The organism is Maribacter litopenaei, from assembly GCF_025244665.1.
Lineage (GTDB): Bacteria > Bacteroidota > Bacteroidia > Flavobacteriales > Flavobacteriaceae > Maribacter > Maribacter litopenaei.
The window spans coordinates 1,612,475-1,628,264 of the sequence record NZ_CP104205.1; the positions used below are offsets into that span (position 1 = coordinate 1,612,475).

Here is a 15,790-nt window from a genome sequence, read left to right on the forward strand (position 1 = left end):
CAGTCCTTTTCGTGTACATTGTCAGGATACGGCCATGGCCAACCTCCAAATTGGGTCAATCTAAATTGTGAAAATACCTTTTGAAGTTCTTCCCGTGTATTCATTACGAAAGGACCTGTTGCGCAACAGGCTCGTTAATGGGGACTCCCTGTAGCACTAGTATTTTTGCTGTTTTAGAACCGGCCTTTATTATTATGTCTGCATCGGGTTCTATATCTATTCCAAAGTTTTTCAAGATTTTTTCAGTACCGATGGTGATTTCATCGCCATCATAAAAATAAATACTACGATTAACCCCAATTTCTGCTTTTGGAAGTCTCAGTTCCCTATTTGCTTCAACAGAAATACTCCAAATAGCTACCTTGTTCTTAGACTCAGATGCCCATGAATCTGGTGGCGGATCAAGCGCTAAAGTATTATTAAAGTTCCCTGCGATAACAGTAATTGATGTATCCTCTGTTTTAATTACAGGAATATCTTCATGCCATAACATCTTAAAATGTGGGTCGGCAAACTTGGACTTTTTAGGTAGGTTCAACCAAATTTGAAAAAGTTCCGGAGTGTTTTCTTTGTCCGTGTGTAATAAAGGAAACATTTCAGAATGTTGAACTCCGCCACCCGCTGTCATCCATTGGGTATCTCCTAAACCAAATCGACCTGCAGCCCCTAAAGAGTCAGAATGGTCACAAAAACCTTGGTTCACCACAGTTACCGTTTCAAAGCCCACATGAGGATGTGCGGGGAATCCGGGTATAGTCTGTCCATGATACATTCGCCAATCTTGATTGGGGTCAAAATCACTTCCTAACGGTCTACCTTCCAATAATTCAGGTTTAGGATCTAAATCTGACGTGCCTTCTGGAAAATGGTCCAAGTGATGAACGCAAAACAAAAAGGGATCTTGGGTCTGCCATTGAAAACCAAGCGGAAACTTTCGAATTATAGTATCACTCATTTAATTGAAATTAAGTTCAAGTAGACATGTAAAGTTACAGTTCCTAAAAAAATTTACAAAATACGCTCCATCACCACAAATTCTATCCCCCCTTGATAAAGCATTCATTGGTTTTGGCCAATCCAAAATTTTCGTAAAAATCTGTCTTGTCCATTCTTGAATTACACCATATTTTTTTAAGCTTCATTTGGCGGCAAATATTTACAACATGAATTATGAGTTCAGATGCGTACCCTTTTCTTTGGAATTCCTGCTTTGTGGCAAGTTTCCTAAACTGAGCAGATCCATCTTGCACAAATAAGGAAATACAACTTACTATATTCTCATTGCAGAAAATGCCATAATGATACCCTTCGACATCATTTTCAAGTTTTACAAAGTCCAGCGGAAGATTAGGCCACATAACCTGATGTCTAAGGGGCCAAGTAGCTTGTGCAGATATACTTTCAATTACCACTGTACTTAGGCTTTAATAATCATACCGTGATACAGGAATCTTTAATGTACCGCCGTATTGATTTCCACCCAATTGTTTTCGAGATTCTGGACGTAAATCTGTCTTACACCATCAGCCCTTAGCGTAACTGCATTAGGTTTTCCTGGCCAATCGGAATATGGTACTTCCTTCTCTTCCAAATAGGCGATAAATTCATCGAGTTTCTGTGTGGCCAAACACAAATGGACACTTTTGCTATGTTTCATGGCAACACTATCTTTCCCAATTAAATGCAACTGAGAATTACCATTGATCACGAACCACCTAAAACCACTGGTAGCCGAAGGGTGCGGAATTTCCTTTAGTCTCAGTACCTCCTTGTAAAATTCCCCTGTTTTTTCCAGGTCCTTTACAATGAGAGAATAATGATCGTATTTAAAATCGAAGGATTGTGCTCCAACCGCTATCGATGAAATTAGGGTAATGGTTAAAAGAATATTTTTCATTTAAAATTGTTTAAAACGTCAATATACGTATAAAAAGAGAGACTAATGTAACGCCCTTTTAATGACTCCCGTTACAATAAAATACTGCGCCGCTGCGTAGCTGGTCATAATTATAATAGATGCATAAGGCAAAGGATTTACAAATTTGTCAACGGCCAAAATACTATCGGAACCCATGAACAATAAAGCCCCTATCAAGACCTTATTGTAGTAGGCTTTATCCAAATTATCATTACAAAGCACAGCCATTGTCACCATAGCTATAATTGCTAGGATATAAAGGATTACTGGAATCATCATATCGTTTAGATGCGGACTTAAGTAATTGAAAAGCAACATGGCGTAAACAAAAACAGCTATTACAATAGTAATTTTGTACCAATTTATGGAGGAAGCCAAATCTTTAGAAAATAAGAGGATATAACATATATGGGCCAACAAAAATGAAGTTAGACCAGTAAATAAAAAATATGGATTCATCCCTCAATAAAAAAATATCTCCCGCAAGGGAAAAAAGGAGTCCTCCCAACAGTACTTTAAATTCAGTCTTTAGAATGGACTTTTTCCATAAAAGAGAATATAAAATCAAGGAAATAAGCAACCAAGGTTTGGTGGCCCATCGAATGTCAGAATTTTTTGAATCTACCCAAAGGTCTAAAAGCAAAATGGCCGAAAATACATAGATAAAGTGCTTACTAAAAAAATGCACTAGGTTTTTTTGCGTTTTTTCGGCCATTTTTCATTGATGTAATAGTTAGCTTATGGCTTGTCGTCCCCAATTGGTGGAGGGCCATCTATCATTGGCTCATAGACCTCATCACCTTTTCTTGTTTTAAATTCGGCTTTTACCTCTTCAACCATTTTGGGATTTTCAAAGAGGTCCAGCATGGTCATCCCCATGGCCTTGGAGGCATGTATCATTCCCTTATGACCTATGGACATACCACCACAGGCGACTACGGCCCAAGAGTGCCAAGGGGTACCTTTTGGAGCCACTGTTACCCCCAGGTTGATGTTGGGAACGTTCCAGCTCACATCACCAACATCCGTGGAACCTCCACCGGGATTTTCCTCGGTTTCCTTTAAAGGATGAACTTTACCGTCCATACCCACTTCAGGTTTACCCGTTGCTTTTTGAATGGCCCTACCGAAGGCTTCTTCCTCATCAGTGTATGATATGGGACCTAAAAGCTCCAAATTGGATTGCATGATTTCCCCTCCAGTTCTATTTACCAAAGTCTCATAGATTCCCGATACCAATGAAATTTTATAATCTACATTGGCCATAATGGCAGCACCTTCGGCCATGGCCTTAACCCGCTCGTAGGTAGGCAACATTTTGGATCTTTTAGGGTCACGTACTCGTACCCAAAGTTTGGCATAATCCGGAACTACGTTTACAACTTGACCGCCATCCTGAATATGGTAATGAATTCTTGATGTAGGTAGAATATGTTCCCTGTAGTAATTGATTCCAGTAGTGTAAAGCTCTAAAGCATCGGAGGCGCTTCTACCGTTCCAAGGATCTGCTGATGCATGTGCGGCCTGGCCATAAAATTCAACAATAAAATCAATCAAGGAAAGTCCGGTTTGTACGTCGGCCTCTATTTCAGGTGATGGATGCCAACTTACGTTTACGTCTACATCGTCCCAAAGACCTGCCTTCACCATCCAAACTTTTGCAAAATATTTTTCCTCCGCCGGGGTTCCTAAAAACTTAACGGTCCCCTTAATTTTACCGGCATCCATAAGCTCCTTGATGGCGATGGCCGCTCCAAGACTTGCAGTGCCAAACATATTATGTCCGCAACCATGTCCTGCTGCCCCTTCTTTTAAAGGTGACTTTTCTCGGACTTGCTTTTTGGGATATTCCCGGAAGGGCATCAAATTCGCCCAAAATACTTATCACAGGTTTTCCGGATCCATACGTAGCGGTAAAAGCCGTAGGGATGTCAGCGACACCTCTGGTTACTGTAAGCCCATTTTTTTCCGCATAATCTGCGAGAATTTCGGATGATTCGGTTTCATCAAAGGCTGTTTCGGCCAGCGCCCAAATTGAGTCACTAATTTTGATTAGTTGTTCCTTGTGTTTTTCAACAGAAGCAATAACCTCTTTTTTGTTTTTGCTCATTTTTTGCCCATGAACCGTATTCAATAGGCCTAGACATAATCCTAGAAATAATAAGTTTTTCATTTTCATCGAGTCATTTGGTATTGGTTGATGGATATTTTTTTTAAAAAATCATAAGAATGATTATAAGACTCAGTAAATATAGGGTATTATAAGAATTGAACGAAGTAGTTATCAATGTGATTTATGCATTTTTTTAGATTCTTTTCTAAGAATTTATAAGAAATAAAATCCTTTGAATTTCCGGGTTTTAAACTTAGTATATAATTAATGGCATGGTTTTTCGTTATATATCAATCAATTAAGTCCCAAAATTCAATGTTATGAAAAAGTGTAGCCTTTTATTTTTGTTAGTTGGCATACTAATTATCAACTCTTCCTGTAGTTCCACCAATAGGTTAACCATGGGAGTAACCCAAGCACCACGTATAGCCATACCAACTAATGTAACCAAAATAGGCATCATCAATAGAAGTATTCCATCCGAAGAGAATAACAAGTTGGACAAATTGGACAAGATATTGTCTTTAGAAGGTTTGAATTTGGACAAGGAAGGAGCGGAATATGCTATTCAAGGCCTTATTGACGAATTAAGTAGAGATAACAGGTTTGAAGTTGTTAAGCTTATTGACAATATCGAAGGGCAACGAAAAGGGTTGGGGGTATTTCCGGCGGCATTACCAACAGATTTGGTAGCAGAAATTTGTCGTGATAATGATGTAGACATTCTGTTTTCCTTAGAGTTTTATGACACGGACACTGCTCCCAGTTATGAACTAACAACAGTAAACATACCAAACAATATTGGAATTAATGTTGGTATTCCAGGGCATAGATTAACTCTAAATACCGTAGTTAAAAATGGTTGGAGGGTTTATGATCCCGTTACAAAAAGCTTGTTGGACGAATATATTTTCAATGACTACCTAACATCGGTAGGTGAGGGCATTAATCCTGTGAAAGCTTTCGAGGCCATTGCGGGAAGAAAAGAGGGCGTCCTCCGAGATAAGTAATAATACCGGTGTGGATTATGGACTCTTGACCGAGACCAGTAAATGTACGCGTAGCCAGGGATTACTTCGTTAGGGGAACCAATAATTTTAAGGTTGCTATGAGAAGGGCAAGAACGGGTAATTGGGATGGTGCCGCTGATCTATGGGCGTCAGAACTAGATAATGGAAACTTTAAGGTTGCCGGAAGGGCCCACTACAATATGGCCATTATCAATGAAATTAATGGTGACTTGGAAAAAGCGTTGGAGTTTGCTTCTACTTCTTATTCCGATTATGAAACGAGATTAGCACTTACCTACGTGAATATCTTAAGGAGAAGAATTGCAGAGCAGCAACGGCTGGAGGCAAGCTTTGATCAGCTATCTAAATAATCAATTGTTAAGCGCCTCTTTATAGGTTTCCAAGCAGCGTTCTCGGGCCATCTTATGATCGACCATTTTGTCGGGATAATTAAGTTCTTGTAGTTCGGGACCCATTTGTTGATATATTCTTTTTGTTTATCGAATTTATCCACTTGAGTCATGGGGTTGAATATCCTAAAGTAAGGTGCTGCATCCACACCACTTCCTGCCGCCCATTGCCAATTGCCCACATTAGAACTCATTTCATAATCCAAGAGTTTTTCGGCAAAATATGCTTCGCCCCAACGCCAATCGATTAACAGATGTTTGCACAGGAAGCTTGCAACTAACATTCGCACCCGGTTGTGCATATAACCCGTGTTATTTAGCTCTCGCATTCCTGCGTCTACTAGGGCATATCCCGTCCGGCCGTTCTTCCATTTTTCAAATTCATCCTCATTGTTCCTCCATTCAATTCGGTCATATTTGGGCTTAAAGGCCTTGTCTGTGGTATGAGGGAAATGCCAAAGAATTTGCATAAAAAACTCCCGCCAAATCAGTTCGCTCCGAACACCTCATTTTCCTCATTGATGGCTTTCTTCATCATTTTTCGTACGGATACCGTACCGAACCTCAAATGAGGTCCCAACCTAGAAGTTCCGTTTTCCTTTGCGGGAAAGTTCCTGGTATCCTCATAGTTGTTAATAAGGGTAGGGGTTACCGTATATTCCGGAACCTCAATATCGGATTTTTTAAACCCTAGATCATTGAGCGATAGATTTGGGAGTCTTGTGTTCTCAATTAAGTTATCGAGAAAACGATGGGTATAATGAATTTCCAAATGTTGTCCCTTATCAAAGGTTTCTTTCCATTTATTCTTGTAAGGCGTATACACCACATAAGGGTCGCCATCGTCTTTCACTACTTCCGATTTTTCAAAAATCACTTGATCCTTAAAAGTCTTAAAAGCAATGTCATTTTCATTTAAAAACTTTTCTATTTCTTCATCCCGCTTTCTCGCATAGGGTTCATAATCCCTGCTGGTGAAGACAGCCTCAATATTATGTTCTTCAATTAAGCCCTTGAATATTTCCTTTGGAGACCCATGGTATATAGCCAGTGAACTGTTCCATTCGTCTTGCAGCTCCTTTCTCATTTTTTGCAAGGTTTCAAAAATGAAGGTTACCCTTGCATCGTCTTCGGGCAGTTTTGAAAGAATATTGGAGTCGAAAATAAAAATAGGCAACACTTTATGGTCGGCCTTTAATGCTGCTAGAAATCCCACATTGTCATCCAATCGCAAATCTCTTCTAAACCGGAAAATATTGAGTTTTTCTTTGGACATTTAACTAAGGTTTAAAGTAGAGATTCCGCCATCTACACCAATGACTTGTCCGGTCATCCAAGAACTTTGTTCACCCAAGAGAAAAGAAACGATGTTGCCAATATCTTCCGGTTTTCCTACTCTTTTTAATGGGTGTCTTTCGCCCATGGATTCCCTTTTTTTGTCGTTGTTGAGCAATCTGCTGGCCAGCGGAGTATCAATTAAGGACGGAGCTACCACGTTAACCCTCAGCTTTGGTGCGTATTCTGCAGCCAAGGATTTGGCAAATCCCTCAATGGCCCCCTTGGCGGCCGCTACACTTGTATGGAAGGGCATGCCATTTGAGACTGCCACGGTACTGAAAAAACCGAGACTTGAAGCCTCTTTCATTTTGGGCATGATATCTTTTACCACCTTGATCAATCCAAAGAAATTAATTTCCATATCCTTTTCAAAAGTGTCCAGGCTCATCATTTTGAAGGGTTTTAAATTAATGCTTCCTGGGCAATATACAAATCCGTCGAGCTCCGGAAGTTCATCCGTATTAAGGGAATCTTCCATAGCATCAAATTTTATATGATTTATGTTTTCGTGTGATTCAGGAAATTCGCTTCGGAAGCGATAATCAATTTATGTGATTCCTTTAGTTGATTAACAATATTTGCTCCTATACCTTGTGTTCCGCCTATCAATAAAATCGTTTTCATCTAAATACTTTTAAATTCAATTGTATTTTCCATTCCCACCATATTACCAAAAAGTGAGGTCAATTTTTGCTCCCTATAATTAAAAATTTGTTGCAATTGCTTTTTCACCAAAAAGGGATGGACCATTTGACCAAGAAGTCCAAATGGTATTTTATAATCAATGACATCCTCCATTTCTATACCGCCCTTAACTTCTTTGATGAAATGTTTATGGTGCCACAAACTATAGGACCAAAGCGCTGTTCGTCTACAAAGTAGCTTCCTTCTTGCACATGGGTAATTTCGGTAACCCATTTTGTTGAAAACCCAGGAAAGGGTTTTACATTGTATTGTATTATTTGTCCCGGAAACATTTTTCTATCTGCTCCATCAAGAATATCAAAACCCATATGGTCCGGAGTTATGACCTTTAAGTTGGTAGGATCTGATAGAAATTCCCATGCTTCCGACTTACTAATGGGCAGATACTGTTTTGACTTTAGTTGGTATAGCTTCATACATTTGTTTTAACAAATATATATCCAATATTGTCTAACTAAAATAAAAATTGGTTAAACAAAATATAAACTTTGTTTTCCTATCAAAGGCAGCCAAGTGTATTCATCGATTAAAGAAAGCCTTTAAAAGTGTAAAAATTCCCAATTGTGCCGTAAAAAAAATGATTTTGTAATTTTCCGAAGAATGTGAGCAAAGGCATGAAAAATTTTACCGGACTTTTTTTCCTTTTTGTATCCGTTATTACGGCGCAACATTCGGTCACTGAAGTAGGGCTTTTGGATGCGACTGTGAGGGAGTCTTCAGGGCTTCTATTCTTAAACGACCGTTTGATTACCCATAATGATTCGGGAAATGAGGCTGTGCTTTATGAAATGGATACCACTTCCTTGGCGATTACAAGACAAATAACCATTACGAATGCTGAGAACCAGGATTGGGAAGCATTAGCACAGGATGATACCTACATATACATTGGGGATTTCGGAAATAATGTGGGTACAAGAATGGATTTGGTCATATACCGAATCAATAAAAGCGATTATCTTTCATCTGATCAGGTGCAAGCAGAAGCAATCGAATTTAGCTATGAAGATCAGGAAGATTTTAACAATAATGGCAATTCCGACTGGGATGCCGAAGCTTTTATAGCACTGGAAAATGAATTGGTGCTCTTTACAAAACAATGGCAAAGCCAAGGTTCCGTAGCCTATTCGATACCTAAAACCATTGGAAGTCATATGGCTAGTAGAATAGGTGCCATTAATGAAGTAGGTCTTGTTACAGATGCTGTTTATGATAGTACAGCCTCCGAATTGTATTTACTTGGATACTCCTCTATTTTGACTCCTTTTTTGATAAAGTTTGAAAACTCAGATGTAACAAATATTTTCAATGGTGCATTTATTGGTTATGATTTGGGTTTGTCCTTTGTTCAAACAGAAGGTATCACCCGAGACAGATACCAATCAACTTTATATTACTTCCGAATATTTTTCAAGGCAAACTCCTTCCATCACCAGTGACGCACGATTGTTCAAAGTGGAATTTCCAAAATCTGAAGTTCCTGTAGAAGAACCGGAAAATCCCGAGGAGCCAACGGAAAATGAACAGGACGAGACCATCATCATTTACAAAGATCAGAGTTTAGATGAGTTTGTATATGATATACGAACACAAAATACGGTTTTTGGCAGCGCCATTTTTGATGCTACAGGTAAACTACTATGGATTTCTGACGAAGATACCAACTCAAGAGGTTTAATTTCAAGAAATGTATTTGATCCAGGTATCTTTTATTTCGCGGCCTATTTGAACACAGGTACCATAGCAGTGCCCTTCGCACTGTATTAGGGTCAAATACCAGGTTATTTAATACTTTCTTAACAAATAGGATTTTGGTTTATAGCTAGTTTTGTTAAAACTAATTAAATCAATTAACTATGAACAAAGTAGTACTTTTTTTATTGGCTATAGTGGCTTCTTTATCGCTTGAAGCTCAAATTAGAACTCCTGCTCCAAGTCCGGCATCTGCACTCACCCAAATGGTAGGTTTGACCTCTATCGGTGTGGATTATTCAAGACCTTCCATGAGAGGAAGAACTGTTTTTGGAGACTTGGTTCCCTATGGAAAACTATGGAGGACGGGAGCGAATTCGTATACCAAAATTACTTTTAATACAGATGTAACAATTGCAGGAAAAGACGTTAAAGCGGGAACCTATTCCATATTTACAAAACCTGGAGAAAAGGAATGGGAAGTTTTTTTCTATACGGACGTTGATGGTGGTGGAGTTCCTTCTGATTGGGACGAAAATAAAGTAGTTGCAAGGGCAACCGTACCAGTATACCCTATTGAAATGCCTATAGAAACATTTACTATTACCATTGACGATATTACATCTAGCAGTGCTAATTTGGGCATCATGTGGGAGCAAGTATATGTGGGAGTTCCAATTGAGGTGCCTACTGATGCCGCAGTAATGGAAAGTATAAACAAAGTTATGTCAGGGCCTGGTGCAGGTGATTATTACGGGGCAGCAGTATATTTTCTAAGTGAAGGTAAAGATATTAATAAGGCAAAAGAGTGGATGGACAAGGCAATGTCCATGACAGAAAATCCTGCTTATTGGCAGCTAAGACAACAATCTTTAATCCTAGCAAAATCTGGTGATAAGAAAGGTGCTATCGAAGCAGCGAAAAAATCTTTGGCCAAGGCCAAGGAAGCTGGAAATGCAGACTATGTAAAAATGAATGAGGATTCCTTAAAGGAATGGGGAGCCTAAAAATATTGTAATGTTTCAAAAGCCCACAAATCAAATTTTTGTGGGCTTTTTTTATTTTATAGATAACCTGACAAAACGTTAGTTAGGTTACTTGTTCAACGCCAATTTCGTTTTAGAATGCTCATTACCTGTTTCCCGAAATTCTTTCTGTTCATTCATTCTTTATGTGTAACCAAGAATACCTTCAAGACTTAAGAAAAATATCCATTTCAAGATATTCATATGAGTATTATTCCTGAAAGAATTTTATTAGAAAGTATAATTATTCCAAAACCTGTAAAATCAAATTTAGTTCCGTAGTGCCCTATCCATTTAAAACACAATTATAATTGGCCTAGTATGATTTCTAATAGGAAGATGTTTAGAAAGGAATCTTAATTGGCCGTTGGAGGTTTGCTCAACATCCTATCAAATGCCTCAAAAATTATGGCGGTTATTATTACCAAGGCAGCCCCAATAAAGTTTAACCACAGATATCCCAGCTTTTCTTCACCTGCCGGATAAATATGAATGAGATTGTAATAAATGATACATATGATAATGCGGGTAATGATAGCGGCAAAGAACACGGCATTCCCTTTAACGAATTTGAAGAAAAATGCCAAAAGGAAAATCCCGAGTACATTTCCATAAAATATACTACCAATGATGTTGACCAATTGAATAAGGTTGTCAAAAAGGTTGGCAATGCAGGCAATCAAAATGGCTATAATTCCCCAAGCAAGCGTAAAGCCTTTTGACGCAAGTACATAGTGTTTTTCAGTAAACTTCCCTTTTTTATTTCTTTTATATAGGTCCAAGGCCGTAATGGTTCCTAAGGCATTAAGCTCCGATGCCGTAGATGACATTGCCGCAGAGAGGATTACTGCCAATAGAAGACCTATCAACCCTTTGGGTAAATTATTAAGAATAAAGTGGATGAATACATAATCTTTGTCATTCGTTTCAATGGAATCATCGGCTTGAGAAATCAATGATTTCGCGGCCACCCTGTTTGTACTATCTTTTTGATTGATCCTGATAATCTGTTGCTTTGCCTCTTGAACTGCAGTATATTCCTTGATGTCCAACGCAGCGGAAAATTGATTTTGGGCAATACGCTTTTCAGCTTCCAAGGCTACCTGTCCTTCTTGAAGAATCTTATAGTCTTCTGCATATTCGGATTCCATAACGGCCGAGGTGGCAGCAGGGTTAAAATTCAAGGGAGAGGGATTGTATTGGTAAAAAACAAATACCATAACCCCTACCAAAAGAATAAAAAACTGCATCGGTATTTTGAAGATGGCATTAAAGACCAAACCGAGCTGACTTTCGCGAATGGATTTACCGGACAAATATCGTTGAACTTGACTCTGATCAGTTCCAAAATAAGCCAAGGCTAAAAACAAACCACCCGTAATTCCGCTCCGAATGTATACCTGCTCTTAGTGTTCATACTAAAATCCAGTATATTCAACTTATTGCTAGCACCTGCAATTTTTAGAGCTTTTGAAAAAGTTATATCAGAAGGCAAGAATCCTAGTATAAAGAAAAATGCCACAAACATACCTGTCATGATAATGAACATCTGCTGTTTTTGTGTCACGCTAACAGCCTTGGTACCCCTGAAACTGTATAGATTATTACTAAAGTTCCAATGATAATATTTAGAGTGCCTAAATCCCAACCCAAAACAGCGGAAAGGATAATGGATGGTGCAAATATGGTAATTCCTGCAGCAAGTCCCCGCTGAATTAAAAAGAGAATAGCTGCAAGAGATCTGGTCTTAAGGTCGAATCTCCCCTCAAGGAATTCGTAGGCGGTATATACCTTCATTCGGTGATAAATGGGGACAAACACCAAGCAGATGATAATCATGGCGAGAGGAAGCCCAAAGTAGAACTGTACAAAGCCCATACCATCATGAAAGGCCTGACCCGGAGTAGATAAAAATGTAATGGCACTGGCCTGGGTTGCCATTACGGAAAGCCCGATAGTCCACCATTGGGCTTCACTTCCACCTTTGACATAATCGTCAACGTTGGCACTTCCCTTGGTTTTCCAAACCCCATAGGAAACTATAAATAATAGGGTGCCACAAAGAATAGTCCAGTCTAATGCGCCCATTTTAATTGTATGAAGTCATTATGAGGTAAAAAACAAAAATATAAATGAGATTAAGAATTAGAACGAGGGAATACTCCCGCTTCCAACTTTTATGTTCGTCCTTTTCTCGGCTCATCCTTTGATTTGTTCCTTTTTCACCAAGTTATCCTTTCCAATGGATAACATGTTAGAGAATAATTTATAGGCCCCGGGAACACCTGCGGGTAGCTCCCTAAAAAAGCTAAGGCCCGTATAAATATAATGACCTTCTCCGTAAGGAGCTACAAGTAAGCTACCTTTTGTTGTCTTTTCCCCTTCATCATGCATTTCTAGAATAGGTGTAAATTCTTTACTCCATTTATCAGGAAAATATAATCCCCTTTCTTGTACCCATCCTTTAAAATCATCTGAAGTGATTTTGTTGGGATAATTTACCAAATCGTTGTCTTTCGCGATAATTTTAACTTCAGAATTTTCATTGGTAACACGGTCCCTTGAAATTTGCAGGTCGTAAGGTGCTATCTGTTCAAACTGATCGGCCCATCTTCCTGCGGTATTATATTGAACGATTACGGTACCGCCATCTTTTGCGTAGTCAAGGATGTATCGTTGCTTAAAACTTAACTCGTTCAACACGTTATAAGCTCTAATTCCTAAAACTACTGCATCGTACTTATTCAAAGAATTTTCGTTGATATCAACAGGGTCAATCATATGCACGGTATATCCAATTTGTTCCAAACTTGTCGGAACATCGTCGCCAGCACCCATTATATATCCTATATTCTGACCAGCTTTATGAATATCCAAGCGAACTACCTTGGCTTCAGAAGGCATCAACACTGTTTGTGTTGGAATATGGTCATAGGCAATAGTTACCAGTTCTTTTGAAATTTCTTCGCCTTCAATCTGTACCACGGAGGTTAGATAGGCTTCATTTTCTGAGGTCGGGGGTGAAAGGGTAAATACCGGAATTTGTTCATCACCCTTCTTTTCTATATTAAAGGATTGGGATGGTGTATCCAAGATCCAATCTTTCCCAATTTTTAAGGAAACACTACCGGAAACATTATCCTTGTGGGCTTTTACGGTTACTGGAATTTGCTTTGGTGTACCGTCCGAAAAAATAATTACTTTATCCTGTAGTCTTGACGTAGCTTTGGGGACGATTTCAAAAGGTTGGTAAATTTCACCCTTATCAGGTTTGCCATATTTAAAGGATATATCCTTAGTTATTGGGATTTTGACCCCATCAATACTTAAATTAAAGGTCGCCCCAAAGGCCCTTGGTGTTTCGGGTTTTCCTATCAATTCTGGATCGGGAACTTTATAGGTGCCAAGGGTTCCTTTTTCCATTAACCAATACGGACTGGTATACTCCGTAGTTTTTGGTATGACGATTGATAGTTCCTTTTGAAATAACTCGTTATCCTTTAAATTTACTGGTTCGTTGAATTTGGACTCACCATTTAAGAAAACTGATTCCAAGCTGATTTTCTTGTTGCTTCTATTGACGACTTCCAGACTAACTTTTATACTTTCACCAGGGTTAGAGTAGGCCTGGTCAGTAAAAGCTTCTAGATGTAATCCTGCAACTTCTTCAATAATTGCCTTAAGTTCTTTCGACTTAAGGTCCCTCCAATGTGTATCCTCTATTTTTTGTAAAAGTTGATAAGCCATGACCAAATCGGGTAAATGAACGGAAGGATCTTTGAAATTAAATTCAGCTTCGACCTTGTTTAGTATTGCGCCTATTCCCTTTCCTCCTTCAACCCGAGTCCAAGTGGTATTGATACCTTCAAAGAGATTTTCTTTGTTTTCGGGAAGGTCGCCCTTAAGGAGCTCTAGGTATTCCTCTTCAGATCCTCTTGAACTTATTCTTCCAAACCCTTGACAAAGATGTTGGCTACTGGCCAAAGAGGCAATCTCGTTATTGGACATGCCTAATATGGGATAATAAGTACCTATATCAACGTTTAGTAATCTGGATTTATCCGCCTGTTCAAATTTTTCCCTACTGCCATAGAACCACCAAGAGGTGTTGAAAAACAAGCGTTTGGGTTGCCAAGTATCAGTATTTTCCAATCTGTCTCGGAAAGGCAGTGGGGTCACCGGCCATATCAAAGGCTTCAACACTAAGCATTGCTGATGAAGTATGATGCCCATGGGTAGTGCCTGGACTTCTATGATCAAATCTATTGACGATGACATCCGGTTTAAATTTGCGGATTGCCGTAACAACATCTCCCAATATCAAATCCTTGTCCCAAATTTCTAAAGTCTCCTTGGGATTTTTAGAATATCCAAAATCAACTGCCCTCGTAAATAACTGTTCACCTCCATCGACCCTTCTGGCGGCCAATAATTCCTGTGTTCTTAAAACTCCTAATAACTCTCTTAATTACGGGCCAATGAGATTTTGTCCACCATCTCCTCTAGTCATAGAGAGATATCCCGTCCTGGCATGCACGTTGTTGGATAAATAAGATATTAACCTCGTATTCTCGTCGTCAGGATGGGCGGCTATATATAAAGCTGTTCCTAAAAAGTTGAGCTTTTGAATTTCGTGAAAGATGTCTGCCGGACTATGATTTTTTGGAGTTTGGGCAAAAACTTTAGTTCCTATGAGAATGAATGAAAGGAAGAAAATGGCAAAATGGCGCATGAGATTGGTTTTTGGTCTAGTCCAAAGATAACAAGATTGCGTCCCTAAGACAGGTTTTTACGACTTCTTTAACAGACTAACTGTTTTCTTTTGGCTCTTCTATTTCTTCATCTTTATAGGTAGAAATCAATACAACCCCTTTTTGTAAGACCAAGCTATTGGGGTAGGTAATAATTTCCCCCTTGGGACTTCTCAAATGCAGATGGAATGCCTTGATATCCTCAATGACGAACACTTCTCTTTCGGGATTGTCGGGATCCAAAATTTCCTTATCCATAATTCTTATGGTGTTTCCAATTTTAAAAGGAAAGGAAAAGAAAATGATAACCCCAGCGGTTATATTGCTTAAAATAGACCATTGGGCAAAGAGTGCCACACCAATGACCGCAAAGACGGACGAAAGTAGCACGCCAAGGTCTTTATAATTTACTCCCGAGATAAATGTTAAGGTGATAATGGCCAAAGTGGTAAGGACAATATTGATATACTTTATAATCAGGTTAGTTCTTACCGGATTAAAATCACTCAATTTACCCACCTTCCTTGCTATGGAAGTAAAGATGATTTTAAGTGTTATTATTAAAATAAAAAGGATGAGACTAAAGAGCATACTGCTCTTGTGGTCTGCAATAAATTCTTCCATATACTAAATGCCTAAACTGTCTCGCAAATATAAATCCTTATTGTTATTTTGTTGCCAGTAAGGGGTATTAATGGTTTTGATTTTTGTAGCTTTTGAAGTAAGTGACTGGGCTTCAGTCCAAACCCACTTTTCACGGTTTCTGACCAGCCTTCAATGCTATAGGGAAATACCTTTCTAAAGGTAATGGTAAGGTTTCTGTCTAAT

The 15,790-nt window shown here is 38.9% G+C and carries 10 protein-coding genes and 7 pseudogenes; 5 read left to right on the forward strand and 12 right to left on the reverse strand.

Features of this window, described 5'->3' with window-relative positions:
* Positions 1-103: 103 nt before the first annotated feature.
* From NYZ99_RS08525 to NYZ99_RS08545, 6 genes and pseudogenes are all read right to left on the reverse strand, one after another.
* Positions 104-955, reverse strand: coding sequence for a pirin family protein (locus NYZ99_RS08525; protein ID WP_338039401.1), 852 nt, complete (start codon positions 953-955; stop codon positions 104-106).
* Positions 956-1,037: 82 nt separating this feature from the next.
* Positions 1,038-1,412 carry a GNAT family N-acetyltransferase gene (locus NYZ99_RS08530; protein WP_260574866.1) on the reverse strand — a complete coding sequence of 125 codons (375 nt, stop codon included), beginning with the start codon at positions 1,410-1,412 and terminating at the stop codon, positions 1,038-1,040.
* A gap of 41 nt (positions 1,413-1,453) precedes the next feature.
* Positions 1,454-1,897 (reverse strand): VOC family protein, encoded by a 444-nt coding sequence (locus tag NYZ99_RS08535; RefSeq protein WP_260574867.1) that lies wholly within the window; start codon positions 1,895-1,897, stop codon positions 1,454-1,456.
* 42 nt (positions 1,898-1,939) lie between these two features.
* Entirely contained in the window at positions 1,940-2,335 is a 396-nt protein-coding gene (locus NYZ99_RS08540; protein ID WP_420845204.1) for a lysoplasmalogenase, read from the reverse strand.
* Positions 2,301-2,633, reverse strand: coding sequence for a lysoplasmalogenase family protein (locus NYZ99_RS22885; protein ID WP_420845205.1), 333 nt, complete (start codon positions 2,631-2,633; stop codon positions 2,301-2,303). Before NYZ99_RS22885 ends, NYZ99_RS08540 begins: the two co-directional genes overlap by 35 nt.
* A gap of 23 nt (positions 2,634-2,656) precedes the next feature.
* Positions 2,657-4,091 (reverse strand): annotated as a pseudogene (locus tag NYZ99_RS08545) (amidohydrolase).
* Between the two features lie 260 nt (positions 4,092-4,351).
* Between NYZ99_RS08545 and NYZ99_RS08550 the strand changes: the two are divergent.
* Both NYZ99_RS08550 and NYZ99_RS08555 read left to right on the forward strand, forming a co-directional pair.
* Complete coding sequence (locus tag NYZ99_RS08550) at positions 4,352-5,041, forward strand: DUF6340 family protein (RefSeq protein WP_260574872.1); 690 nt, start codon at positions 4,352-4,354, stop codon at positions 5,039-5,041.
* 95 nt (positions 5,042-5,136) lie between these two features.
* Positions 5,137-5,412, forward strand: a pseudogene (locus NYZ99_RS08555) (DUF6340 family protein); the annotation flags it as partial.
* On the opposite strand, the pseudogene NYZ99_RS08560 reads toward NYZ99_RS08555, so the two are convergent.
* From NYZ99_RS08560 to NYZ99_RS08570, 3 pseudogenes are all read right to left on the reverse strand, one after another.
* A pseudogene (locus NYZ99_RS08560) lies at positions 5,413-6,727 on the reverse strand (cryptochrome/photolyase family protein).
* Positions 6,728-7,413 (reverse strand): annotated as a pseudogene (locus NYZ99_RS08565) (SDR family NAD(P)-dependent oxidoreductase).
* A pseudogene (locus tag NYZ99_RS08570) lies at positions 7,414-7,910 on the reverse strand (SRPBCC family protein).
* Positions 7,911-8,108: 198 nt separating this feature from the next.
* Between NYZ99_RS08570 and NYZ99_RS08575 the strand changes: the two are divergent.
* From NYZ99_RS08575 to NYZ99_RS08585, 3 genes are all read left to right on the forward strand, one after another.
* Positions 8,109-8,933: a T9SS C-terminal target domain-containing protein gene (locus NYZ99_RS08575; protein WP_260574873.1), complete on the forward strand. Its 825-nt coding sequence runs from the start codon at positions 8,109-8,111 to the stop codon at positions 8,931-8,933.
* Between the two features lie 7 nt (positions 8,934-8,940).
* A complete protein-coding gene (locus tag NYZ99_RS08580; protein ID WP_260574874.1) occupies positions 8,941-9,261 on the forward strand; it encodes a hypothetical protein in 321 nt (106 codons plus the stop codon).
* Between the two features lie 89 nt (positions 9,262-9,350).
* Positions 9,351-10,193, forward strand: coding sequence for a DUF2911 domain-containing protein (locus NYZ99_RS08585; protein WP_260574875.1), 843 nt, complete (start codon positions 9,351-9,353; stop codon positions 10,191-10,193).
* 374 nt (positions 10,194-10,567) lie between these two features.
* Here the strand turns inward: NYZ99_RS08585 and NYZ99_RS08590 are convergent.
* The 3 genes and pseudogenes from NYZ99_RS08590 to NYZ99_RS08600 form a co-directional block, all read right to left on the reverse strand.
* Positions 10,568-12,299 (reverse strand): annotated as a pseudogene (locus NYZ99_RS08590) (sodium:solute symporter family protein).
* Between the two features lie 111 nt (positions 12,300-12,410).
* Positions 12,411-14,943 (reverse strand): annotated as a pseudogene (locus NYZ99_RS08595) (PIG-L family deacetylase).
* 76 nt (positions 14,944-15,019) lie between these two features.
* Positions 15,020-15,586 (reverse strand): mechanosensitive ion channel family protein, encoded by a 567-nt coding sequence (locus NYZ99_RS08600; protein WP_260574876.1) that lies wholly within the window; start codon positions 15,584-15,586, stop codon positions 15,020-15,022.
* Positions 15,587-15,790 lie beyond the last annotated feature (204 nt).

Excerpts from the sequence above, each read along its gene's own strand:
- NYZ99_RS22885 (WP_420845205.1), bottom strand. The coding sequence starts at position 2,633 with ATGGCCGAAAAAACGCAAAAAAACCTAGTGCATTTTTTTAGTAAGCAC.
- NYZ99_RS08575 (WP_260574873.1), top strand. The coding sequence starts at position 8,109 with ATGAAAAATTTTACCGGACTTTTTTTCCTTTTTGTATCCGTTATTACG.
- NYZ99_RS08525 (WP_338039401.1), bottom strand. The coding sequence starts at position 955 with ATGAGTGATACTATAATTCGAAAGTTTCCGCTTGGTTTTCAATGGCAG.
- NYZ99_RS08600 (WP_260574876.1), bottom strand. The coding sequence starts at position 15,586 with ATGGAAGAATTTATTGCAGACCACAAGAGCAGTATGCTCTTTAGTCTC.
- NYZ99_RS08585 (WP_260574875.1), top strand. The coding sequence starts at position 9,351 with ATGAACAAAGTAGTACTTTTTTTATTGGCTATAGTGGCTTCTTTATCG.
- NYZ99_RS08550 (WP_260574872.1), top strand. The coding sequence starts at position 4,352 with ATGAAAAAGTGTAGCCTTTTATTTTTGTTAGTTGGCATACTAATTATC.
- NYZ99_RS08535 (WP_260574867.1), bottom strand. The coding sequence starts at position 1,897 with ATGAAAAATATTCTTTTAACCATTACCCTAATTTCATCGATAGCGGTT.